The 22,439-nt window shown below is 74.1% G+C and carries 20 protein-coding genes; 14 read left to right on the forward strand and 6 right to left on the reverse strand.

Annotated elements, in window-relative coordinates:
• Positions 1-277: 277 nt before the first annotated feature.
• A complete protein-coding gene (locus ACFVYI_RS05745) occupies positions 278-865 on the reverse strand; it encodes a TetR/AcrR family transcriptional regulator (protein ID WP_387881872.1) in 588 nt (195 codons plus the stop codon).
• A 103-nt stretch (positions 866-968) separates the two neighbouring features.
• On the opposite strand from ACFVYI_RS05745, the gene ACFVYI_RS05750 reads away from it, so the two are divergent.
• Positions 969-1,946: an NADP-dependent oxidoreductase gene (locus ACFVYI_RS05750; protein ID WP_387881873.1), complete on the forward strand. Its 978-nt coding sequence runs from the start codon at positions 969-971 to the stop codon at positions 1,944-1,946.
• 40 nt (positions 1,947-1,986) lie between these two features.
• Here the strand turns inward: ACFVYI_RS05750 and ACFVYI_RS05755 are convergent, their stop codons facing one another.
• Entirely contained in the window at positions 1,987-3,375 is a 1,389-nt protein-coding gene (locus ACFVYI_RS05755; protein ID WP_387881874.1) for an erythromycin esterase family protein, read from the reverse strand.
• A 224-nt stretch (positions 3,376-3,599) separates the two neighbouring features.
• Here ACFVYI_RS05755 and ACFVYI_RS05760 point away from each other — a divergent pair, with 224 nt between their 5' ends.
• The 12 genes from ACFVYI_RS05760 to ACFVYI_RS05815 all read left to right on the forward strand — a co-directional run bounded on the left by ACFVYI_RS05760 (position 3,600) and on the right by ACFVYI_RS05815 (position 15,734).
• On the forward strand, positions 3,600-4,526 hold the full coding sequence (locus ACFVYI_RS05760; protein WP_387881875.1) for a helix-turn-helix transcriptional regulator: 927 nt from the start codon (positions 3,600-3,602) through the stop codon (positions 4,524-4,526).
• Between the two features lie 911 nt (positions 4,527-5,437).
• Positions 5,438-6,472: a phytanoyl-CoA dioxygenase family protein gene (locus ACFVYI_RS05765; RefSeq protein WP_387881876.1), complete on the forward strand. Its 1,035-nt coding sequence runs from the start codon at positions 5,438-5,440 to the stop codon at positions 6,470-6,472.
• On the forward strand, positions 6,469-7,800 hold the full coding sequence (locus ACFVYI_RS05770) for a DUF6271 family protein (protein WP_387881877.1): 1,332 nt from the start codon (positions 6,469-6,471) through the stop codon (positions 7,798-7,800). The genes ACFVYI_RS05765 and ACFVYI_RS05770 overlap by 4 nt, the downstream gene beginning before the upstream one ends.
• Before the next feature lie 21 nt (positions 7,801-7,821).
• The gene (locus ACFVYI_RS05775; protein WP_387881878.1) at positions 7,822-9,030 is read left to right on the forward strand and encodes a type III PLP-dependent enzyme; all 1,209 of its coding nucleotides are present in this window, start codon (positions 7,822-7,824) and stop codon (positions 9,028-9,030) included.
• Positions 9,027-9,641, forward strand: coding sequence for a GNAT family N-acetyltransferase (locus tag ACFVYI_RS05780; protein WP_387881879.1), 615 nt, complete (start codon positions 9,027-9,029; stop codon positions 9,639-9,641). The genes ACFVYI_RS05775 and ACFVYI_RS05780 overlap by 4 nt, the downstream gene beginning before the upstream one ends.
• 2 nt (positions 9,642-9,643) lie before the next feature.
• Positions 9,644-10,900 (forward strand): MFS transporter, encoded by a 1,257-nt coding sequence (locus ACFVYI_RS05785; protein WP_387881893.1) that lies wholly within the window; start codon positions 9,644-9,646, stop codon positions 10,898-10,900.
• A 134-nt stretch (positions 10,901-11,034) separates the two neighbouring features.
• Positions 11,035-11,388: a DUF6204 family protein gene (locus tag ACFVYI_RS05790; RefSeq protein ID WP_387881880.1), complete on the forward strand. Its 354-nt coding sequence runs from the start codon at positions 11,035-11,037 to the stop codon at positions 11,386-11,388.
• 74 nt (positions 11,389-11,462) lie between these two features.
• Complete coding sequence (locus ACFVYI_RS05795) at positions 11,463-11,927, forward strand: MarR family winged helix-turn-helix transcriptional regulator (protein ID WP_387881881.1); 465 nt, start codon at positions 11,463-11,465, stop codon at positions 11,925-11,927.
• Positions 11,924-12,046 (forward strand): hypothetical protein, encoded by a 123-nt coding sequence (locus ACFVYI_RS05800; protein WP_387881882.1) that lies wholly within the window; start codon positions 11,924-11,926, stop codon positions 12,044-12,046. Before ACFVYI_RS05795 ends, ACFVYI_RS05800 begins: the two co-directional genes overlap by 4 nt.
• Positions 12,047-12,135: 89 nt before the next feature.
• Positions 12,136-12,552 carry a hypothetical protein gene (locus ACFVYI_RS05805; protein ID WP_387881883.1) on the forward strand — a complete coding sequence of 139 codons (417 nt, stop codon included), beginning with the start codon at positions 12,136-12,138 and terminating at the stop codon, positions 12,550-12,552.
• Positions 12,549-14,555, forward strand: a complete 2,007-nt coding sequence (locus ACFVYI_RS05810; RefSeq protein ID WP_387881884.1) for a tetratricopeptide repeat protein — start codon at positions 12,549-12,551, stop codon at positions 14,553-14,555. The genes ACFVYI_RS05805 and ACFVYI_RS05810 overlap by 4 nt, the downstream gene beginning before the upstream one ends.
• 258 nt (positions 14,556-14,813) lie before the next feature.
• Complete coding sequence (locus ACFVYI_RS05815; RefSeq protein ID WP_387881885.1) at positions 14,814-15,734, forward strand: polysaccharide deacetylase family protein; 921 nt, start codon at positions 14,814-14,816, stop codon at positions 15,732-15,734.
• A 111-nt stretch (positions 15,735-15,845) separates the two neighbouring features.
• Here ACFVYI_RS05815 and ACFVYI_RS05820 read toward each other — a convergent pair whose 3' ends face one another.
• From ACFVYI_RS05820 to def, 3 genes are all read right to left on the reverse strand, one after another.
• Positions 15,846-17,279, reverse strand: a complete 1,434-nt coding sequence (locus tag ACFVYI_RS05820; protein WP_387881886.1) for an RsmB/NOP family class I SAM-dependent RNA methyltransferase — start codon at positions 17,277-17,279, stop codon at positions 15,846-15,848.
• A 242-nt stretch (positions 17,280-17,521) separates the two neighbouring features.
• Positions 17,522-18,466 carry a methionyl-tRNA formyltransferase gene (gene fmt / locus ACFVYI_RS05825; RefSeq protein WP_387881887.1) on the reverse strand — a complete coding sequence of 315 codons (945 nt, stop codon included), beginning with the start codon at positions 18,464-18,466 and terminating at the stop codon, positions 17,522-17,524.
• 52 nt (positions 18,467-18,518) lie between these two features.
• Positions 18,519-19,064, reverse strand: coding sequence for a peptide deformylase (def, locus tag ACFVYI_RS05830; protein WP_387881888.1), 546 nt, complete (start codon positions 19,062-19,064; stop codon positions 18,519-18,521).
• A 423-nt stretch (positions 19,065-19,487) separates the two neighbouring features.
• Here def and ACFVYI_RS05835 point away from each other — a divergent pair, with 423 nt between their 5' ends.
• Entirely contained in the window at positions 19,488-20,096 is a 609-nt protein-coding gene (locus ACFVYI_RS05835) for a hypothetical protein (RefSeq protein ID WP_387881889.1), read from the forward strand.
• A gap of 149 nt (positions 20,097-20,245) precedes the next feature.
• Here the strand turns inward: ACFVYI_RS05835 and ACFVYI_RS05840 are convergent, their stop codons facing one another.
• Complete coding sequence (locus tag ACFVYI_RS05840) at positions 20,246-22,336, reverse strand: primosomal protein N' (RefSeq protein WP_387881890.1); 2,091 nt, start codon at positions 22,334-22,336, stop codon at positions 20,246-20,248.
• Between the last annotated feature and the right edge of the window lie 103 nt (positions 22,337-22,439).

The following is a 22,439-nucleotide window of genomic DNA, read 5'->3' on the forward strand; positions in this document are numbered from 1 at the left end:
CCGCCCCGGCACTCCCCCACCACCCCCCCACCCACCACCCCCCCCCCCCCCACACCCCCCCCCCCCCCCCCCCCCCCCCCCCCCCCCGGGCCGGGGTGCAAGCGGGTTCGCGCTATGGAAATCCGATTCCCGCCCGGGAGTCGCCGGCATCAGGAACCGGACGGTCGGCGGGTATTTCCATCCGGCGACGCGCCCGTCAACCCGTCACAGAATTTCGATGTCGTTGACCTTCGGCGGGCGGACCCTCCGGCGCCACCGCCACCCACCGCGCCCCGCCCTACCCCCGGGGGCGCAGGCCGTCCATCACCAGACGGAAGAGGTGCTCCCGGCGCTCGGCGAGGCTCGGGGCCTGATCGGCGATCCACCCGAGCGCGTTGACCAGGGCGAACAGGTCGACGGCGGCCACGTCCGGGCGGATGTCACCGGACTCCTGGGCGGCCTCCAGCAGTCGACCACCCGCCTGACGCATCGTCAGACAGGCGGCGTGCAGGGGTGATTCGAGGTCGCTCAGGGTGGCCATCAGGGTGGCCGGGAGGCCGTGGTAGGCGGCGGCGCCGAGGGTGAACTCGTACAGCCAGTCGGACAGCGCGCGCTCGGGCGGGCCGACGGCGGCCAGCGCCTCGGCCCGTTCGGCGAGCAGCTCGAAGCGGCGGTGCAGCAGGGCCTCCAGCAGGGCGTCCCTGGCCGGGAAGTGCCGGTAGAGCGTGCCGAGTCCGACCTCGGCCCGGCGGGCGACGTCCCGCAGCGAGGCCTGGGTGCCCTGCTCGGCGACGACCTCGGCCGCCGCTTCGAGGACGCGGTCGCGGTTGCGCCGGGCGTCGGCACGCGGGACGCGCGCCGCTCCCGGGGTTGGCTCGATGGGCATGCGGATCCTCGCCGTTGACAAATGGAGCGCTGCTCCGGTTTCCTTTCCGGAGCAGCGCTCCGGATTCTACCCGGAGCGGTCGGCCCGGTCAGTGGGGAGAACCATGGGTACGGCAACGATGCACGCCGTCCGGCTGCACGCCTTCGGCGAGCCCGAGGAACTGGTGTACGAGGAGGTGCCCCGACCCGAACCGGGGCCGGGGCAGGTACTGGTGCGCGTCCACGCGGCGGGCGTCAACCCGCCCGACTGGTACGCGCGCCGGGGGTTCGTGAACTTCCCGGTCGAGCTGCGGCCCGCCTGGGCACCGCCGCTGATCCTGGGCAGCGACATCTCGGGCGTCGTCGCGGCGCTCGGCGAGGGCGTCACCGAGTGGCAGCCCGGAGACGAGGTCTTCGGGCTGGTCGACTTCCCCGGCCTCCCCTCGGGTTACGCCGAGTACGCGGTCGCACCCGCCGCCCATCTGGCGCGCCGGCCGACGAGCCTCGGGCACATCGAGGCCGCCGCCGTCCCGATGGCTGGCCTGACGGCCTATCAGTTCGTCTTCGGCTACCTGCAGTCGCGGCCGGGTCGCACCGTCCTGGTCAACGGCGCCGCCGGCGGGGTCGGTCACTTCGCCCTCCAACTCGTCAAGGCGGCCGGCGCGGAGGAGGTGATCGGCGTCGCCTCCGGCCGCCACGAGGAGTTCCTGCGCGGCCTCGGCGTGGACCGCTTCGTCGACTACACCCGCACCCCGGCCGAGGACGTCGTCCGCGACGCCGACCTCCTGATCGACACCGTCGGCGGCCCCGACGCCCACCGCCTCCTGCCGACCGTCCGACGCGGTGGCCGGATCGCCCCCGTCTTCCTCGGCGACTACCACCGCGAACGCGCCACCGCGCTCGGCATCGCGATCAGCGACACCATGTGGCAGGTCCGTTCGAGCGGCAGCGACCTCACCGCCCTGGCCGCCCTGCTCGACACCGGGAGGGTCCGGGTCGGCATCGACAGCGTCTTCCCCCTCCGGGAGGCCGCCGCCGCCCACCGCCGCGCCGAACAGGGCCACCTCCAGGGCAAGATCGTCCTGCGCGTCGCCGACCGCTAGGGGCTCGGGGCCCGCGCCTCACGGGTGCGCCGGCGGACGATCAGATCGCGACGGCCGCGTGGACCTCGTGCAGGTGGACGAGGATGTCGTGGGACCGCCCGACGGCGAGGCTGGGGAGCGGGTCGTTCTTGAAGCTCGAACCGGCCTCGTAGACGGGGCGCGGGGTGTCGAGCCAGCTGCGGCCCACGGCCGGCAGCGTGCGCAGGTCCACGTAGTAGTCGCGAAGGCGGACCCGGTCGAGGGTGTACTCCTGCATGTCGGGGGTGGCCGCGGGGACGGTGACCTTGTTCCAGGCACCGCCGAGGCTGGTCCCGGTGAGGAAGGACCCGCGGTCGAAGGTGAAGCCGACGGCGACGTAGCCCCGACCGAGGGCGTTGCGCAGGAAGACGCCCTGCGTCGTCGGGTACATCACCGGGTCGGAGGACAGGTAGCCCACATGGCCGTTGTGCGCCGACAGCAGCATCCTGTCGCCGGTACGGCGGTGCCACCAGGCGGTGTTGTCGGCCATCGCCCGGTCCCGAAGGTGCTCCGCTTCGGACACCGACTCCGGATCGGACAGGTCGAGGGAGGCGAAGGCGAAGGTCTGGGCGATGTTGCGGGCGTGCTGCTCGGCCCACTCGTAGGCGTCGCCGCCGGCTCCCTTGTTCGCGACGACCAGGTCGAGTGCCTGCTGGGCGACGGTGGCGTTGTGACGGCGCTCGGCGACGGGCCGGCCCAGGTAGGCGAAGACGTCGTCCATGGGCCGCAGGCCCGCGTACAGCCCTTCGAGGCGCGCGAGGTCCTGCGGGTGGGTCGCGCGGACGTGGGAGGCGACCCGGTCGAAGGCGGCGTCGCCGAGCCTGGGCGCCCCGACGTCGTTGCCCATGAAGTGGACCCGCCGGTCGGGATGTTGGTCGTTGTACCGTCGCATCCAGGTGATGAGGCTGACGAACTCCTCGCGCTCCCAAGGGGATCCGGCGAGTTCCTGCTTCGCGATCCGCCGGGCGTCGCCGGCACCGCCCTGAAGGTACTCGTCGATCCGCAGGCCGGCCGTCCAGCTCATCTCCAGCGCGAAGGTGGTGAAGCCCTTCTCCTCGACGAGGTAGCGGAAGACGCGTTCCTTCATGGCGAAGAACTCGTGCGAGCCGTGCGTGGCCTCTCCCAGCCCGACCACCCGGGCGTCGCCGATCATCGCGCCCAACGCCCGCAGGTCGGTGGTGCGGCCACCGGGTTCGGTCGACCGGAGGGGGTGGGCGGCGCGCTCCAGGGCGCGCACCGCGGCGGCCTGCCGGGCGTCGGTCGCGGTGACGCCCGGTGCCGTGGGCGCGGTGGAGCCGGAGTCGGCGGCAGGTGCGGCGGAGGCCGCCGGAGCCACCAGGGCGGTGGCCACGAGCGCCGCCGTCGCGGCGAGCAGCCCTCGTCGGCCGATCGCGTTCCTCTGCACACCCATGCTGATCACTCCTCGATTCGATGTTCCCCCGGTCACTGAAACGATCATGGCGGGGAGCAGGGGTGGTCCGCGCTGGGGCCGTCCTCCGATCCCGACCGGGGGAAAACCCCCGGTCGGCGGGGCGCCGGCCGTCCCGGCGCCGCCGGACCGCATCCAGCCCCCTCCGCCGTGCCTGGTCCTGACAGGGCCAGGCACGGCTCCGCCGCATCGGCCAGAATCGGAGCATGAGTTCCCCGACCGCCCTCAGTGAGTTCCTGCGTTCCCGGCGCGCCCGGCTCCTGCCCCAGGAGGTCGGCCTGCCCGGCGCGGGCAGCCGGCGGCGGGTCGCGGGTCTGCGCCGCGAGGAGATCGCCGAACTCGCCGGCGTCAGCGTCGACTACTACACCCGAATGGAACAGGGGCGGGTCCGCAACGCCTCGCCCGCGGTGCTCGACGCGCTGGCCCGCGCACTGCGCCTGGAGGAACAGGAGACCAGGCATCTGCACCGGATCGCGCGCCCGTCCGGCACCACGCGGCGCGGCGGCGGATCGGGGGCGGCGGCGCACCCGCAGCGCGTCCGGCCGATGCTGCAGACCCTGCTGCGCTCCCTGCCGGAGCTGCCCGCCCTGGTGATGGGGCAGCGGATGGACGTCCTGGCCTGGAACCGGGCCGCGAGCGCACTGCTCGGCGACTTCGACGCCCTGGAGCCCGCCGCGCGCAACATCGCCAGGATCACCTTCCTACACCCCGAGTCCCGCTCGCTGTACGCGGATTGGGAGGCCTGCGCACGCGGGAACGTGGCCTACCTGAGCCTGGAGGCCGGCCGCCGGCCCGACGACCCCCGGCTGCGCGCGCTGATCGGCGAACTCGCCGTGAAGAGCCAGGAGTTCCGCAGCTGGTGGGCCGAGCACCCGGTGCGGGACAAGACGTCCGGGGTCAAGCGGTTCCACCATCCGGTGGTCGGCACGCTCGAACTGTCCTATGAGACGCTGCGGGCCGCCGACGACCCGACCCAGGCGCTGATCACCTACGCGCCCGAGCCCGGCAGCCCGTCCGAGGACGCCCTGCGGCTACTGCTGGCCTGGACGGCCCCGGAGGGCCGGGACGCCACCGGGGCCTCGCCGATCGGCACCACACCCACCGCCGCCCGACCCGAGGACCGCCTCCGGTAGCGCGAGCACCGCTCACCGCACACCACGCACACCGAACCCCGGACTCCGCCGGCACGGGAACGACCCGCTGCCGCCCGAATCCCGGCCCGCCCGAGTGCGCCCCACCCGACGACCACCCGACGGCGCCCCGCGCCGCCCTGCCCGAAAGGGCAGGAAGGATACCCGTTCGAGCAGGCTCCGCCGCCGGCCGCGGCGGCCGTTCCGGTGCCGCCGCTCCCGCGCTGGTCACCGCCGGTCCGCCGAGCGCCACGACACCCGCCAGCCGCTCCCCGAGAAGGGTTGACACCACAAGTTGGTCTAGTCCACCGTAGGGGAAAGCAAGTTTGACGAGGTGGGACGTCCTGGCGAGGCCCCTTGCCGGGCACGTGAGTTGGCCCGCGCCACCGCGTGTCCACCGAGGGAGTCAACGCCCCGCGCGGGGCTCCGAGCACAAGAAGGAGGAAGGAATCCCGGCCTTGTCCTCGCGGGACACGGGCAGTCCGTCCATGGACCCGAATGCCCTGACGGCCCCCCAGGGGCCACGAGTCCCGCAGGAACCGCGCGAGCAGTGAGCGCAACGCCGCCGGGAACCGCGAGAACCGCAACCTCCCTGCCGCCCGAGCCCCTTCACCCCCAGCCCCGATCACCCACCGCTCGTCCTCTTCACCTTCACCCTCACCCCCGACCGGCGCCTTCGGCTGCGCTCTTCCAGCAGCCGTCCCCCCGCCGGCCGTTCGTGGCCACCGTGCCCCGAACCGTCCGCGCACGAGCACCCGTTGCCGCCGGTCGGCCGTCCTCCGATGCCGGCCCGCGGCGATGCCTCCGTGCGTGGAACGGCACGGGAGCAGCGGAGCGAACGGGAGAACAGGAGCCGCCCGTGAACCGGCGGTCCGACCCGGTCGCAGTAGTTTCCCGACCTCTGGAGTGATTGCATGCCGAAGCCTGACGGATACCTGTATCGGGCCGCCTCCGACACCCCGTACTTCAGCAACGACGGCGAGACCTACCTCGCCAGGACCCCGCTGAAGGACATCGAGAAGTCGCGGCCCCTGCGCGTGCTCTCCGAGGAGGACTACACCTTCTGGCAGACGTACGGGTACGTCGTCGTCAGGGAGGCGATCCCCGCCGAGGCGGCGAAACGTCTGCTGGACTTCGCCTGGGACTTCCAGGACCTCGACCCGCAGCGGCCGGAAACCTGGTACGAGGAGCGGGACTTCGCCGACGAACTGGCCCAGCACCTGCACATCTACGGCTTCGTCGAGGCCTACCAGCACCAGCTGATCTGGGACAGCCGCCAGGCACAGCGGGTCTACGACGCGTTCGTCGACGTCTGGGACTGCGAAGAGCTCTGGGTAACGCTGGACCGGCTCAACCTCAACCCGCCGAACGTCGGGAACCGTGACCGCGCCCTGATCGAGCCGACGGACACCGGCTTCGACATCGAGCTCCACTGGGACGTCGACACCACGCTCGGCAACCTGCCGCAGCGCGTCCAGGGGATCATCGCGCTCAACGACACCCGGCCGGACCACGGGGGCTTCCAGTGCGACCCCGAGCTGTTCCGGCAGTTCAACCGGTGGCAGGCCACCCAGCCGGCCGACCGCGACCCGATCCGGCCCGCCGTCGACCGCACGGAGTTCCCGGTGGTCCGGCCCGACCTGAACGCGGGCGACCTGCTGATCTGGAACGGCATGCTCGCCCACGGGGTGGCCCGCAACACCTCCGAGCGCGGCGTCCGGGCCGTCCAGTACCTCTCGATGATGCCGGCACTGGAGGAGCACGAGGAGTTGAAGGCCTCCCGGATCGCCTCCTGGCGCGACCTCTCCACCCCGACGTGGAACAGGACACTGGTCGGCGACCCGCGCAAGCACGAGTCGCTCCGCTACGGCAAGGCCGATCTGAGCGACCTCGGCGCGAAGCTGCTGGGGCTGGAGTCCTGGCACGGCGGCCGGGACGGGGACGCGTGAGCCGGCCCGCCGGCGCGGACCGGATCTGCCTGACCCTGCCGACCAACCGGGCCTGCGCCGACACCGTCGCGTCGATCGGCGAGGAGGCGGCGTACGCCGCAGGGCGGTTCGGCGTCGAGGTGCACCTGCTGGTCCTGGACTCCTCGGACGAGTCGACGTTCGCCGTGCACGCCAAGGCCGTCGGCGAACTCCCCGCGGTGGCGGGCGTGGTCGTGCACCATCTCGACGAGGCCCGGCAGCGGGACTTCCTGCGGCGGGTGATCGAGGACTCCGGTGTCGCCGAGCCGGCGCGGCTGCTGGATCTGATGCTCCCGGCCGCCGTCTCCTACGGCGCCTGCACCAACCGGGCGTTCCTGATCGCCGCAGCCCTCGGCTGCCGCTCCGTCCACCGCCGCGACTCCGACAGCCGCTACCAGGTGCTGGACGGGAACCCGGTCTTCCCGATCCACCACGAACTGCTCTCCCTCGGGAAGCGGGCGGCCGACGCGGCGGCCGGCGTCACCGAGAACGCACTGGACGCGGCGCACGCCGAGAAGCCGGTGGCGCTGGTCGGCGGCTCCTTCGTCGGTGAACTCTCCGTCGACGTCGGCGAGATGCGCGCGCTGGACCGGGCCGTGTACGAGGAGGTCGTCGGCCTCTGGGCGCCGACCGGGGCATCGGCGCAGGAGCGACGGGAGCTGGTCGACGACTCCTTCGTCGGAGGCGGCACCGACCCGTTCACCCACGACCGCGCCCTCCTGGACGTCCCGGACATCTTCCGGATCGACATGTGCAACATCGGCTTCGACCACGAGGTGTACGAGCGCCTCCCGTTGCCGTCCGCGACCGACACCATCGGCAGCGACTACTTCCTGCTGCACGTGGTGCGCGACGCCGCCCTGCCCGGGGTGGTGCACAACCGCCACATCGTGAACTACTACACCCCCGAGCGGCGGACCGGCCCCGGATTCACCGCCTACCAGCTGCGGTTCACCAAGTTCCTGCTGTCGATGCTCTACCTCTACCCGGTGTACTTCGACATGGAGGCGGCCGGCGGTGCGCTGCTCGACGACGAGCACCGCGTGCGGGTCGCCGTGATCGCCGACTCCGTCCGCCGCAGCATCGGGACGGACCGGGCGGAGAACGTCCGCCGGCTGGCCGTGCTCGACCGCGCCTACCGGCAACTCGGCGGCAAGTACGCCGAGTTCGCCGACCATCTGGTCACCCTGCGGGACCGCCTGCTCGACGAGGCACAGGCGGACACCGAGGACTTCGCACTGCTGATCGAGGCTTGGGGCCCGCTGGTGCGGGCGGGCAAGGCCGCCGGCCCCGAGCAGCTGGTCCGCTAGCCGGGCCTGGAGCTATCGACGATGTCTGAGAACACACCCCTGCGCGCCGCCCTGGCGGCCGCGACCGACGACCGGATCATCTACGACCTGGACGGGATCGAGGGCCAGTACACCGCGCTGTTGCGCGAACTGCCGGGCATCGCCGTCCGCTTCGCCATGAAGGCCTGCCCGGTGGACGAAGTCCTCGCCCGCCTCGCGGAGTTGGGTGCCGGGTTCGACGCGGCCGGCCCGCAGGAGGTCGCCCAGGCGTTGCGCACCGGCGTACCGGTCGAGCGGATCCACTACGGCAACACCATCAAGTCCGACCGCAACATCGCCGAGGCCCACCGGCTCGGTGTCCGGGACTTCGCGACGGACAGCCTGGAGGACGTGGCGGCGCTCGCCGTCCACGCCCCCGGCGCCCGCGTGTTCTGCCGGGTCGCCACCACCGGGGACGGCGCGCTCTGGGGCCTGAGCCGGAAGTTCGGCTGCTCGGCCGCGGACGCGGTCCTGGTCCTGGAGGCGGCGCGCGCGGCGGGCCTGACACCGTCGGGCCTGTCCGTCCACGTCGGGTCGCAGCAGATGACCTCCGACGCCTGGCGGAGCGCGCTGGACTCGCTGGCCACCGTCATCGAGGAGCTGGACCGGCGCGGCATCCAGCTGGACCACGTCAACCTCGGCGGCGGTCTGCCCGCCCTGGGCGTCCTCGACAAGCGGGGGCGGCCGCTCGATCCGCCGGTGGACAAGATGTTCGCCGTGCTCCGGGAGGGCATGCAGCAGCTCCGGGAGGTGTCGGCGTCGCCCCTGGACTTCCTCCTGGAGCCGGGCCGCCACCTGGTCGCGGACCACGGCGCCATCCGGACCCACGTGGCCCGGCTGACCTCCCGGGAGCAGCTCGACGGCGAGCGCCAGCGCTGGCTCTACCTGGGCTGCGGCAAGTTCAACGGCCTCTACGAGATGGACGAGTTGCAGTACCGGATGGAGTTCCCGTCCCACCCGGGCCCCGCCCACCCCGGCGGGGCCTACGTCCCGGCCGTCGTCGCCGGCCCGACCTGCGACAGTGACGACGCGTACGCCGACGAGGACGGCCTCGTCCCGGTGCCGGCGGCCGCCGCCTCCGGGGATCCGGTCTGGATCTTCTCCTGCGGCGCCTACGCCACCGCGTACACGACCCAGGGCTTCAACGGGTTCGAGCCGCTCCCCTACACCTGCATCCGCGGTGCCGACGCCGCCGGGGAAGGTTCCCGATGACGGCCGACGAGATCGCCGGGGGCGTCCGCGTGCGACTGCTGGCCGCCGAGGACTGGGACGAGGTCGAGGCCCTGGAGGCCCGCACCTACCGTGCGAGCGGCCTGTCCGAGGGGCGGGCGTCGCTGGAGTCCAGGGGCCGGGCGTCGCCCAGCACCTGCTTCGCGCTGGAGTACCGGGGGTGCTTCGGCGGCTACCTGCTCGCCCTGCCCTACCCGCTCCACCGGTACCCGGACCTGAACCGGGCGGAGGCGTCCGGCTTCCGCACCACGAACATGCACCTGCACGACGTGGTGATCACCGAGGAGCTGCGCGGCCGGGGGCTGGCTCCCCTGCTGCACGGCCACCTCGAACAGACGGCACGGGTGCGGCGGTTCGAGACCATCTCCCTGGTGGCCGTCGGGGGCAGCGAGGCCTTCTGGGCCCCGCTCGGGTACCGCGCCGATCCGGAGGTCGAGCTCCCGGAGTGCTACGGCGCGCAAGCGGTCTACATGTCCATGCGCCTCCGAGCGGCACCCGCCCCCACGGCTCCCCCCACCACCCGCACCGGGGCGCCGCAGCACCCCCACGCCCCGCTCCCCGGGGCGCCCCTGAAAGACGAGATCATCCGATGAACATGCTCCGCCTGCGCGACGACTACCGCCGAGCCCAACTGGCCATCGCGGCACTGTTCTGCTTCCTCGGCTTCCAGTACGCCACCTGGGTCTCCCGCCTGCCCGCGCTCAAGAGCCGGCTCGACCTCAGCGAGGCCGAACTGGGCCTGCTGCTGATGGTCTGCGGCGTGGGCGCGGCGATCTCCTTCCCGCTGGTCGCGGCGCTGATGAAGCGGCTGGGCTCGCGGCTGCTCGCCACGCTGTCGGCGATCTGCCTGGGCCTGGTGCTGCTCGGGCTGACCGTCGCGCCGAACTACCCGGTGACCCTGGCGGTCGCCTGCTTCGACGGCATCGCCGTCGGCTGCCTGAACGTCGCGATGAACGCCCAGGGCGCCGCCCTGGAGGTCAGGTACCGGCGGACGGCGATGTCCAGGCTGCACGCCACGTTCAGCGCCGGATCGCTGCTCGCCGCCCTGCTCGCCTCGGGCGTCAACGCCTTCACCACCACTCTCTCCGTGCACTTCGCCCTGGCCGCCGTCGTCCTCCTGCTGCTGCTCGGGCTCGCCCAGACCGGCATGCTGGCGGACGACCGGACGACCGGGGCCACGGCGCGGGAGAGCGCGGAACCGCAGGCACCGAAGAAGAAGCGCGGGCTGACGCTGCCCTCCCGGGTGACGATCTGGATGGGGCTGGCGATGGTGTTCGGCACCGTCACCGAGGGCGCCATGAACGACTGGTCGGCCCTCTACCTGAAGGACGTCGTCAACGCGGCGCCCGAGCTGGCACCGCTGGGCATCGCGGTCGTCTCGGTCATGATGGTCGCGGCCCGGATCTTCGCCGACGGCTGGCGCACCCGCTTCGGCGACGGGCGGATCGTGCGGATCGGCAGCCTGCTGGCCGGCGCCGGCCTGGCCCTCGCACTGCTGGCCGGCGGCGTGGTGCCGACGCTGCTCGGGTTCGCCTGCGTGGGGCTGGGCGTCGCTGCCGTGACCCCGTGCATCTACGTGGCCGCGGCCCGACAGGGCTCGGACGCACTGGCCCTGGTCGCCGCCACCGGGACGACGGGCCTGCTCGCCGGACCGGCGGTGATCGGCTTCATCGCCGACTCCAGCAGCCTGGTCTGGGGCATGGCCGCGGTGGCCGCGTCCGCCGCCGTCGTCTCCCTCTGCGCCACCCGGATCACGTGGCCGGCCCTGGGCGGGAAGGACGGCGCGCAGCACGACGCGGAGCCGGCTCCGGCCGGTACCGCGCCGAACGAGGCCGCGCTGCGCGAAGCCTGAGCCCCGCCCGACACCGCCGAGCCCTCGTCGGCCCCCGAGTCGGGGCCCGCCGAGGGCTCGGTGCACCTCCCCCGAACAGGACCGTCGACGAAACGCGGTGGAACCGGACCGGCCCCGCTGGCTAGGGTCGAGGGATGACCACTCGCACCTTCCGCGTCACCGTCCGCGGCATCTTCGACGGCCTCGACGCCGACCAGCACGCCGAACTCCTCGCCCGCGCCGCCGACCACGACGTCCTGTACGCGTCGTTCACGCCCGAGGGTCACCTCAGCTACGACCTCGCCGCCCGCCCCGCCTTCACCTTCCGGTTCCTGGACTCGGGCGAGGCCGAGGAGGACGTCCTGGCGGCCGCCGACCGCGCCGAGGCGGCAGCGAAGTCCTGGCTCGACGAGCGCGGTTACGGCTACAAGAACCTCCGCTCCCAGGCCGAGGACCTCTCCCAGGCCGCCGTCGGCAAGCGCCAACGCCGCGCCGCCCGCACCGCCTGATCCCACACCCCCCGCTCCGCCACCTCCTCGGCGGCTCAGTCCGCAGCTATACTTGAGCAGTCAAGGAGGTGGCAATGAGTTCCACGCTGGACGCGGCCCTGCGCCTGGTCCGGGCCCAGGCGGCCCTGGTACGGCGGTTCGACGCGAGCCTGAGCGGGCTGCACGGCGTCAGCCTGGCCGACTTCACCCTGCTGCTCCGGCTCGGCCAGGCACCCGGTGGCCGGATGCGCCGGGTGGACCTCGCCGAAGCGCTCGGCCTCACCGCCTCCGGCGTCACCCGGGGGCTCGCCCCGCTGGAACGCATCGGCCTGGTGACCCGCGAGCCGGACGCCCGGGACGCCCGGGTCGCCTACGCGGCGCTCACCGACACGGGCCGCACCCTGCTCCGGGACATGCGCGCCACCGCCGAACGCGTCGCCGACGAGGTGTTCGCCGCACCCTCCTGGAACCCGGACGACATCGCCCTGTTCGCCGGCCTGACCACCCGCCTCGGCGGCACCGGTCTCACCGACCTCCCCCTCCCCTCCCCCGACCGGTGACCACCCACAGCCGGCCGGACCGTTCCGCGTCCGGACCCGGCGCGACGCCCGAATCCACCGCCGCCGCTGTCGACTTCGAGGACGCCCGCACCCTCCGCCGCCTGCGCGCCCGCCCCTGACCGGCGGAGGCCGAACGGCAGCACCACCACCCACCCGGGTGCGAGAATGGTCGCCGACAGCCGACCGACTTCTCCTCGGGGTGGATCCGTTGAGCACCGAAATCGCCGAACTGCTCACCCAGGCCGGCCCCTTCCTGACCGGGGCGCTCGGCGCCTACGGCACCGCCGTCCTCACCCGCGCCGAGGACGCCGCGGCCGACGCCACCGCCAACACCGGCCGCCGCCTGCTCCAGCGCGTCTGGCGACGCGGCGACGCGGCAGAGCGCGCGGAGCTGGAGGAGGCCGTGGCGGACGCGGAGACGGACCTCGCATCGGCCACCGCCGCGCTGCGCCTGCACCTGCGCGCCGCCCTGCGCGAGGACGCCGAACTCCGGCACGAGATCACCGATCTGATAGCTGGTCAGGTCGCAAGCGCGATCACGATCACCGCCGTCGGCGAACGCTCCATCGCCGCCCACACCATCGGCACCGCCATCACCGGCGACGGGCACCGCACCGAATCGTGACCGACCCCGACCCCCTCGGCACCGCCGCCGGCCTGCGGTCGATCGCCGCCCACACCATCGGCACCGCCGTCACCGGCGACGTCCTGCTGCCCCCCGTCGTCCTCGCCTCCGCCCGGGAGACACCGGCGCCGCCCGGGTGCAACAACCTCGGTCCACGACCAGTCTGCGTCGGCCGCGAGGACGAACTCGCCTGGCTGCGCCGCGTGCTGGACACCGACGGCAGCTCCGCCGTCACCCAGTCGCCGACCGTCCACGGCCTCGGCGGAATCGGCAAGACCACCCTCGCCCTGTCCTACGCCCATCTGCACCGCCACACCTACTCCCTCCGCTGGTGGATCAACGCCGAGTCCCCGGCGCGCATCGAACAGTCGCTCGCAGCCCTCGCCGCACGCCTCGCACCGACCTGGGCCGCGAACTCCTCGGAACTGGAACGGGCCACCTGGGCGCTCAACTGGCTGCACTGGCACCAGGGCTGGCTCCTCGTCCTCGACAACGCCGAGGACCCCCGCGACCTGCACCCCTACCTCGGCTCGCTCATCGGTGGCCACCTCCTCATCACCACCCGCCGAGCCACCGGCTGGCCCCGCGGCACCCCGACCCGCGCCCTCGGCGTCCTCGCCCCCGACGAGGCCGCCGCCCTCCTCTGCGACCCCGACCCCACCCCGCACGAGCGTGGCGAGGCCCGACTGCTCGCCGCCGAGCTCGGGCACCTGCCCCTCGCCCTCGACCAGGCCCGCGCCTACCTCGACCAGAACCGCACGGTCGGCATCGACTCCCGGCGCACCATCGCCCGCATCTGGACGCAGACCCTCGAAGCCCTCGCCGACCGGGACCCGCTCGCCGTCACCGTCCTGCACACCCTCGCCTGGCTCGCCCCCGACGACATCCCCGTCACCCTGCTGAGCCGGCTCGCGGAAGACGAGGACGACATCGCCGAAGCCCTCGGCGCCCTCGCCTCGTACAGCATGATCACCCTCACCCCGACCACCGTCGGCGTCCACCGCCTCGTCCAGACCGTGCTGCGCACCACGCCGGACCACCGCGGCCGCACCGAAGCCGAACACGCCATCGCCCACGCCTTCGACGCCCTCCCCGAGCCCGGCACCGCCCCATCCGCCGCCTGGGACAGCGTGATCCCCCACCTCACCGCCCTTGCCACCACGGCCCCGACCGACCACCACGACACCCTCACGGCCGACCACTACGCAGCCGCCAGCCAATACCTCCATGCCCAGGGTCACAGCATCCACGCCATCCCCCTGTTGCTTGCCGAGCTGACCCTGCACGAACAGGCCCTCGGGGGCGCCCCGGGCACTCTGACCTGCCGCAACAACCTCGCCTACGCCTACCGCGAGGCTGGCGACCTCGACCGCGCCATCCCCCTGCTCGAAGCCACGCTCGCCGAACTGGAACCGATGCTCGGCGACACCCACCCCAACACCCTCACCAGCCGCAACAACCTGGCCAACGCCTACCATGCGGCCGGCGACCTCGACCGCGCCATCCCCCTCCTGAAAACCACCCTCGCCCAGCGCGAGCAGGTGCTCGGCGACACCCACCCCCGCACCCTCGCCGTCCGCAACGACCTCGGCTCCGCCTACTACGAGGCCGGCGACCTCGACCGCGCCATCCCCCTCCTGAGAACCACCCTCGCCCAACAGGAGCAGGTCCTTGGCCTCACCCACCCCGACACCGTCATCAGCCGCAACAACCTGGCCAACGCCTACCATGCGGCCGGCGACCTCGACCGCGCCATCGCCCTCCTGAAAACCACCCTCGCCCAGGCCGAGCAGGTACTCGGCGACACCCACCCCCGCACCCTCTCCGTCCGCAACAACCTCGGCTCCGCCTACTACGAGGCCGGCGACCTCGACCGCGCCATCCCCCTCCTGGAAACCGCCCTCGCCCAGCGCGAGCAGGTGCTCGGCGGCACCCACCCCAGCACGGTGATCAGCCGCAGAAACCTCGCCCACGTCATCGAACAGCACGTCAGAAATCGATGAGATCAGCAGACTTGATAGCAACACCCTGAAGCCGAGGCCCAGGAGGAACGTCCCGAAGGATCGAACGGACCGTCAACCGGAGCACTGATCCGACTATATCCGGAGCAGTGCTCCGATCCACAACACCCCACCGCCGGATTCGGCACCCGGGAGCATCCAGTCGACCCCTCGCCCCAAGACCCTCCAGGTGCTCCGCCCGCGCCCGCCCGCCCCGAAAACGCCGTGCGCACCCGACCGGCCGCCGGGGACACTGCGGGCATGGACACCACCGAGCCCCACCAGCACACGCCGCGCCTGTCGAGCGAGCTGCTCGGCTTCGACCCCGGCGCCCGGGTGCTGATCGTCAACTGCGACGACTTCGGCCTGGACGAGGACGTCAACGCGGCGGTGATCGACTCCGTCGAGCGGGGCATCGCCTCTTCGTGCAGTGTCATGCTGCCCGCTCCCGCAGCGACTCAGGCCCTCCAACTGCTGCACGAGCGGCCCGAGATGCCGTTCGGCATCCACCTCACGATGGTCTGCGAGGCCGCCCGCCACCGCTGGGGCCCACTGGCTCCGAAGCAGCTGGTGCCCTCGCTGCTCGACGACGCCGGCGAGCTGTGCGCGCCGACGCCGGACGGGCGTGCCCGGCTCCTGGCCCGCGCCCGGACCGAGGAGGTCGAGCGCGAGTTCCGCGCCCAGATCGACGCCGTGGCCCGCACCGGCCTCCAGCCGACGCACCTGGACTTCCACTGCCTGGCCGACGGCGGGCGCCCGGACCTCCTCGAACTCGCCCTCGCCCTCGGCGCGGAGTACGGCCTGGCCGTCCGGGTCTGGCTCGCGCCCGGCCTGCGCGAGGCCCGCCGACGCGGCCTACCGGTGGTCGACCACGGCTTCCTGGACAGCTTCTCCCTGGACCTCGACGGCAAGGCGGCCCGGTACGCCCGCCTGCTGGCCGAGCTGCCACCCGGCCTCAGCGAGTGGGCCGTCCACCCGGGTCTCGGCGGCCCGAACGCGCGGGCGACCGACGACGGTTGGCGCGTCCGCCGCACCGACCACGAGTTCCTCACCTCGCCACGGGCCCGTGAACTTCTCACCGAACAGGGCGTCACCGTGATCGACTACCGGCCGCTGCAAGGCCGTTGGCCGGGGCCCGAGCGCCTGCCCGGAACGTCGTCGGGCCACCCGCGACGCATCTGACCGCCGGACCCTCGCCCCCATGGCACCGCCCCGGCGACGACGAGGGGCGCCCGGGCCGCCACCGAGGGATCTCCCCCGCCGGCCGGCCCGGGCGCCCCGGTGCCCCGTGCGTCAGGCGGTGCGCCGCAGCAGCGCCAGGTACATCGCGTCCGTCCCGTGCAGGTGCGGCCAGAGCTGGACGTCCGGGCCGTCGCCCAGGGCGGGCACCCCGGGCAGCAGCGGGCGGGCGTCGATCCACTCGACCCGGCCGCCCTGCTCGCGCAGCACGTCGTCCACGACGGCCCGGGTCTCGGCGAGGTGCGGCGAGCAGGTCGCGTAACCGACGACCCCGCCGACCCGGGTGGCGTCGATGGCCCCGCGCAGCAGGTCGCGCTGGAGCGGGGCGAAGGCGGCGACGTCCTGCGGCCGGCGGCGCCAGCGCGCCTCCGGGCGGCGGCGCAGGGCACCGAGGCCGGAGCAGGGGACGTCCACGAGGACCCGGTCGAAGCCGTCGGCGCGCCACGCGGGGCGGGTGCCGTCGGCGGCGATCACGGTGTACGGGCCGGGGTTGCCCTCCAGGGCGCGGGCGACCAGCCGGGCCCGGTGCGGCTGCTTCTCGCTGGCCACCAGGGCGGCGCCGCGCTCGGCAGCCAGGGCGGCGAGCAGCGCGGCCTTGCCGCCGGGGCCGGCGCAGCCGTCCAGCCAGAGCCGGTCCGGACCGTCCAGCGGCGCCGCGGCGAGCGCGAGCGCGACCAGCTGGCTGCCCTCGTCCTGGACACCGGCGCGGTTGTCCTGGACGGCCGGGAGCGTGCCCGGGTCGCCGCCCTCGGCGAGCCGGAGCGCGAACGGGGACCAGCGGCCGGGCTCGGCCTCGGGCAGCGCGTCGGCGAGGTCGCCGACGGCGATCCGGCCCGGGCGGGCGACCAGGGTGACCTCGGGCCGCTCGTTGTCGGCGCGCAGCAGGTCCTCGATCGCGCTGCGGCCGGCGGCGTCGGGCTGCCAGCGGCCGAGCGAGTCCCACAGGGCCGCGACGACCCAGCGAGGGTGGGAGTGGACGACGGCGAGGTGGTCCTCGGCGTCCTTCTCGTAGGGCGGGGCGACCTTGGCGATCCAGGCGTCGAGGTCGTGGGCGCTGATCCGGCGCAGGACGGCGTTGACGAACTTGGCCTTGCCGTCGCCGAGGACCACCCGGGCCAGCTCGACGGTGGCCGAGACGGCGGCGTGGCTGGGGATGCGGGTGGTGAGCAGCTGGTGGGCGCCGAGCGAGAGGACGTCCAGGACCGGCGGGTCGACCTTGCTGAGCGGGCGGTCGATGCAGGCGGCGATGACCGCGTCGTAGGTGCCCTGCAGGCGCAGGGTGCCGTAGACCAGCTCGGTGGCGAGTGCCGCGTCGCGCCGGTCCATGCCCTTCTGCTCGGCTTCGCGCAGGAGCGAGGGCAGGATCAGGTTGGCGTAGGCGTCGCGCTCGTCGACGGCCCGCAGGGCGCGGAAGGCGACGATGCGCGCCGGGTCCTTCTTGGGACGACGGTGCGGACGGGGCGCGCGGGCGGCGCTGGGTGTGCTCACAGGTGCCTCAAAGTGCTGCGGTGGTTATCGAACGAACAGTATCCCCCCCGGGGCATACACGTCCGAAGGTACACCCCCGTCTTCCAGGGATGTCCCGCGTGCTCCGCGGCCACGGCCGGTCGCCGCGGGCACCGGCGACCGGTACCCGGGACGTGCCCCGCACGGCCATGGCCGTGCGGGGCCTGCGTACCTCTCCGGGTCCCGGGCGGCGCCCTTGGAACGAACGCCGCCCCCCGGGTGCATCAGCGCGCGGCGTCCTCGAAGCGCTCGCCGGACTCGATGCGCGCCCCCCGGGCCCAGTCGGCGGCGCGCATCGGCTTCTTGCCCTGCGGCTGCACCTCGCCCAGCTCGATCTCGTGGCTGCCGGTGCCGACGCGGACGCTGTTCTTGCCGACGGCCAGCTCCCCGGGGGTGAGCGCGGAGGCGTCCGTCACCAGCTTGACCGGGCCGGAGACCTTGAGCCGCTCGCCGCGGAAGAGCGTCCAGGCGCCGGGGGCGGGGGCGCAGCCGCGCACCACCCGGTCGATCCGCAGCGCGGGGTGGGCCCAGTCGATCCGGGCGTCCTCGACGCTGATCTTCGGCGCCAGCGTGATGCCGTCGGCGGGCTGCGGGACGGCGTGCAGGGAGCCGTCGGCGATGCCGTCCATGGTGGCGGCCAGCAGGCGGGCGCCGGAGTGCGCGAGGCGGTCGAGCAGCTCGCCACTGGTGTCGGTCGGGCGGATCTCCTCGGTGATGACGCCGTAGACCGGGCCGGAGTCCAGGCCCTGCTCGATCAGGAAGGTGGACGCGCCGGTGACCTCGTCACCGGCCAGCACCGAGTGCTGCACGGGTGCCGCGCCGCGCCAGGCCGGGAGCAGCGAGAAGTGCAGGTTGACCCAGCCGTGCTTGGGGATCTCCAGCGCGCCGGGGCGCAGCAGGGCGCCGTAGGCGACCACCGGGCAGCAGTCGGGGGCGAGTTCGGTGAGGCGGGCGATGAACTCCGGGTCGCTGGGCTTCGCCGGCTTGAGGACCTCGATCCCGGCCTCCTCGGCGCGCTGGGCGACGGGGCTGGCGACCAGCTTGCGGCCGCGCCCGGCGGGGGCGTCGGGGCGGGTGACCACCGCGACGACCTCGTGCTGGTCACTGGCGAGCAGGGCGTCCAGGGCGGGAACGGCGACCTCGGGGGTGCCGGCGAACACGAGGCGCATCAAGTGCCTTTCTGATAGCGGTCATTCGGTAGTGGTGGCGCAGCGGCGGCGGTCAGCGCGCGGAGCCGAAGGTGCTGTGCGGGGAGACCCTGACGACGGGCGCGGGGCCGTCGCCCCAGTCCGCCTCGCGGATCGCCTTCAGCGCTTCCTTGCGCCGCTCGCGGTCGAGACGGTCGATGAAGATGATGCCGTCGAGGTGGTCGGTCTCGTGCTGGATGCAGCGGGCGAGCAGTTGGGTGCCCTCGACGGTGATCGGATCGCCGTACATGGTGAAGCCCCTGGCGACCACGCCGTACGCGCGCTTGGTGTCGTAGCGCAGGCCGGGCAGCGAGAGGCAGCCCTCGGGGCCGTCCTGCTCCTCCTCGGTCAGCGACAGGTCGGGGTTGATCAGGTGCCCGGTGACGCCGTCCACGTGATAGGTGAACACCCGGAGGGAGACTCCGAGTTGGGGAGCCGCCAGCCCGGCGCCGGGGGCGTCGAGCATGGTCTCGGTGAGATCCCGGACGAGGGTGCGCAGTTCCTTGTCGAAGGTCGTCACCGGCTGGGCGGTGGCCCGCAGGACGGGGTCACCGAAGATGCGGATCGGCTGGATCGCCACGGCGTACGGGCTCCTGTCCGTCGGGAGTTCGAGCACTCGGGAGTTCGGTGTGTGCGGAGGTTCGGCGTGGGCCCCGGCGTGCAGGACTCCGGGGTCCGGACGTTCAGGGTCCTTGTGTTCAGGGTCCGGACACCCGGTGTCCGCACGTCCGGGAGGCCGGGCCCACCGGACCACGGACCCCCCGCACGGGCCGGCCACCGGTCAAGTCTATGCAATCGGATCCGGGCGCCGTCCGCCCCCACCGCACCGCTCCCGCGCAGGTCTTCGGCCCCCGGCATCGTGTTCTGGCATATCCCGAGTCGGCCCGGCTGCGTGACCCCGGCGGCCGGTCCGGCGTTGGTCAAGTGAGATTGACCGGGGCCGGGACGCGCGGGACACCGCGTTCCGGCCGAGCTGAACCGTACGGAAGGTGGCACGTAGGCCATGGCCGAGCAGATCAATCACGACGCCCGGGCGCGGGCGAGCCTGCACCTGCTGGTGCGGGACATCGAGCGGGTCCGGCGGCAGGTCGACGCGCTGCGGACGCTCACCGCCCAGTTGGGCAACGTCTACCGTCCGCGCCGCCCCAGTACCTCGGCCGGGTTCGTGGTGTACGGGCGGGCGCCCGCGCCGACGGTGCGACTGGCGCAGGAGCTGCGCGAGAGCGTGGAGACGCTGGTGGCGGCGGCGGTCGAGTTCGACCGCGCGCTGGGCTTCTCCTGGGACTCGGTGGGCTCGGCCCTCGGGGTCACCAAGCAGGCGGTGCACCGGCGCTACGGGATGCGCCGGCCGACCAGCGAGCTGCTGGCGGCCGGCGGGGTGCCGGCCGGCGGCGTCCCGGGGGTGCCGGGACCGACCCGGCCGGACCGCTCCGAGGAGCTGCCCGCCGCCGCGCCCGCCCCGACCGGGCTGGCCGCGACCGTCCCGGCGGCCCGCCAGGGCGGCCTGGACCGCAGCGCCCTGGACCGGGCCGCGCTGGAGCGGTCCGCACACGACCGCCCTACCCACGACCGGGGCGCCCTGGACCGCCCCGGCATCCCCCTGCGCGGCTGAGCCCCCCGGGGTCCGTGCGGCCCGGCCGAGCGCGCCGAACCGCACGGGCCCTCGGGCACCGCCCGACCCGCACCCTCCGCGCGCTCCAGCCGACCCGACCCGACTCGCCCGACCCGCCCGGCCCCGTCCGACCACCCCCACCGACCCGCTCAGCCGATGTCCGTCGGGTCGATCCGCACCTTCACCGCCTCCGGCGTCCGCAGGGCGATCCGCGCGATCTGCGCCGCCTTCAGCGCCGCCGCCAGCGCCGCGCCCTGCCCGGGCGGCACCCGCAGCAGCGCCCGCTCCTGCTCCTCCCCCCGCAGCGCCGTCGCCGGCACCGGCCCCAGCACGTCCGCCTCGGAGGGCAGCCGGATCAGCCCGAGCAGATCCGCCACCGCCGCCGGACTGCCGCTGACCGAGGCCATCCGCGACACCGGGGGGAAGTGCAGCTGCGCCCGCTCCTCCAGCTCCAGCCCGGCGTGGCCGAGCGGATCCCACCGGACCAGCGCCTGCACCGGCCGTGCCGTCGGCTCGGCCACCACGACCACCGTGCCGCCCTCCGTGGAGGGCTTCACCAGCGCGGCGGCGGTCAGCCAGAGCCGCAGCGTCTCCTCACCGGCCCGCAGGTCGGGGCGGCCGAGCAGCGCCCAGCCGTCCAGCAGCAGCGCCGCCGCGTAGCCGCTGCCGCCCTCCACCACCGGCTCGGCGCCCGGGGTGGAGATCACCAGGGCGGGCTCCGCCGGGACGGTCGCCAGCACCGCGTCCCGCCCGGAGGTGCGGACCGGGATGCGCGGGAACGCCTTGCCCAGCTCCTCCGCCGTCCGCCGGGCGCCGACCACCTGGGCCCGCAGCCGGAACGAACCGCACTCCTGGCAGTGCCAGTCGGCCGCGGCCTCCCCGCACCACCCGCACTGCAGCGGCGCGTCGGCGGACGACGCCTCCAGCGGCCCCTCGCAGCGGCGGCAGCGCGCGGGCGTGCGGCAGTTCCCGCAGGACAGCCGGGGCACGTAGCCGCGGCGCGGCACCTGGATGAGCACCGGGCCGCCGCTCGCCAGCGCCTCCCGCGCCACCTCCCAGGCCACCGAGGGCAGCCGGGCGGCCTGGGCCGCCGCGTCCCGGTGCTGGTCCTGGTCGGTGACGGTACGGACCCTCGGCGCCACCTGCCGGACGGTCTCCCGGTCGGCCACCAGCGGCCGGGCCCAGCCGGTGCTGACCAGCTGCGCGCCCTCGACCGTGACGGCGTGCCCGCCGAGCAGGACGCCCGCGCCCTCCTCCGCCGCGCGCAGCAGCGCGACCTCCCGCACGTGCGGGTGCGGGCTGCGCGGATCGCTGTGGCTGCTGTCGCCGTCGGACCAGACGACCACCAGCCCGAGGTCGTGGACCGGCGCGAACATGGCGGCGCGGGTGCCGATGGCGGCGCGCACCGAGCCGCGGCTCACCGTCAGCCAGCGCCGGTAGCGCTCGCGCGGGCCGAGCTCGGCGGCCAGGGTCGCGTGCATGCCCTCGCCCAGCAGCTCGGTCAGCGCCTGGTCCACCCGCGCCACCGACCGCCCCTCCGGCAGGACGACCAGCGCGCCGCGCCCGCTCGCCAGCGTGGCGGCGACGGCCCGGGCGATCTCGTACGGCCAACCGGGGCCGGGCAGCGCCGTCCAGACCGCGCGCGGCGAGCCGCCGGCGGCCAGCGAGGTGAGGAAGTCGGGCCCGGCGGGGTAGCGGGACCAGCCGCCGGGCTGCGGTGCCCGGGGCAGCGGGCCGGGCGGCGGCGAGGGCTCGGCCTCGGCCTTGGCGTGCCGGGGCGGCACGGCCAGCTGCAGGACGTCCGCCAGGGTGCCCGCGTACCGGTCCGCGACGGTGCGGCAGAGCCGCAGCAGCTGCGGGGTGAGCACCGGTTCGGGTGAGAGGACCTGGGCGAGCGGTGCCAGCGGACCGGCGAAGTCGCTCTTCTCCAGGCGCTCGACGATGAACCCGTCGTGCAGTTCCCCGCCCTCGCGCTGGCCCTTCACCACCCGCGCCCCGAAGCGCACCCGCACCCGGACGCCCGGCTGGGCGTCCTGCGCCATCGCGGCGGGCACTTCGTAGTCGAAGAACTTGTCGATGGTCAGGACGCCCTTGTCGACGACCACCCGGGCCACCGGCAGGTGCTCGGCCCGCTTGGCGCCGTGCCACGTCCGGGGCTTGGCCCGGCGGACCGTCTCCCGGATGAAGGCAAGCTGCTCCGGCGCCGCCCCGGCCTCGTCACTCCCCTGCGTGCTGCTCATCGCTCCCAGTACTACCAGGTCACACCGACAGGACACCCCGCGGCGCCCGCGGCGCCGGGAGAGCCCACAACGCCGCAGGCGGCGGTCGCCCCTGTGCCGGGGC

Source organism: Kitasatospora sp. NPDC058218 (assembly GCF_042882445.1).
Lineage (GTDB): Bacteria > Actinomycetota > Actinomycetes > Streptomycetales > Streptomycetaceae > Kitasatospora.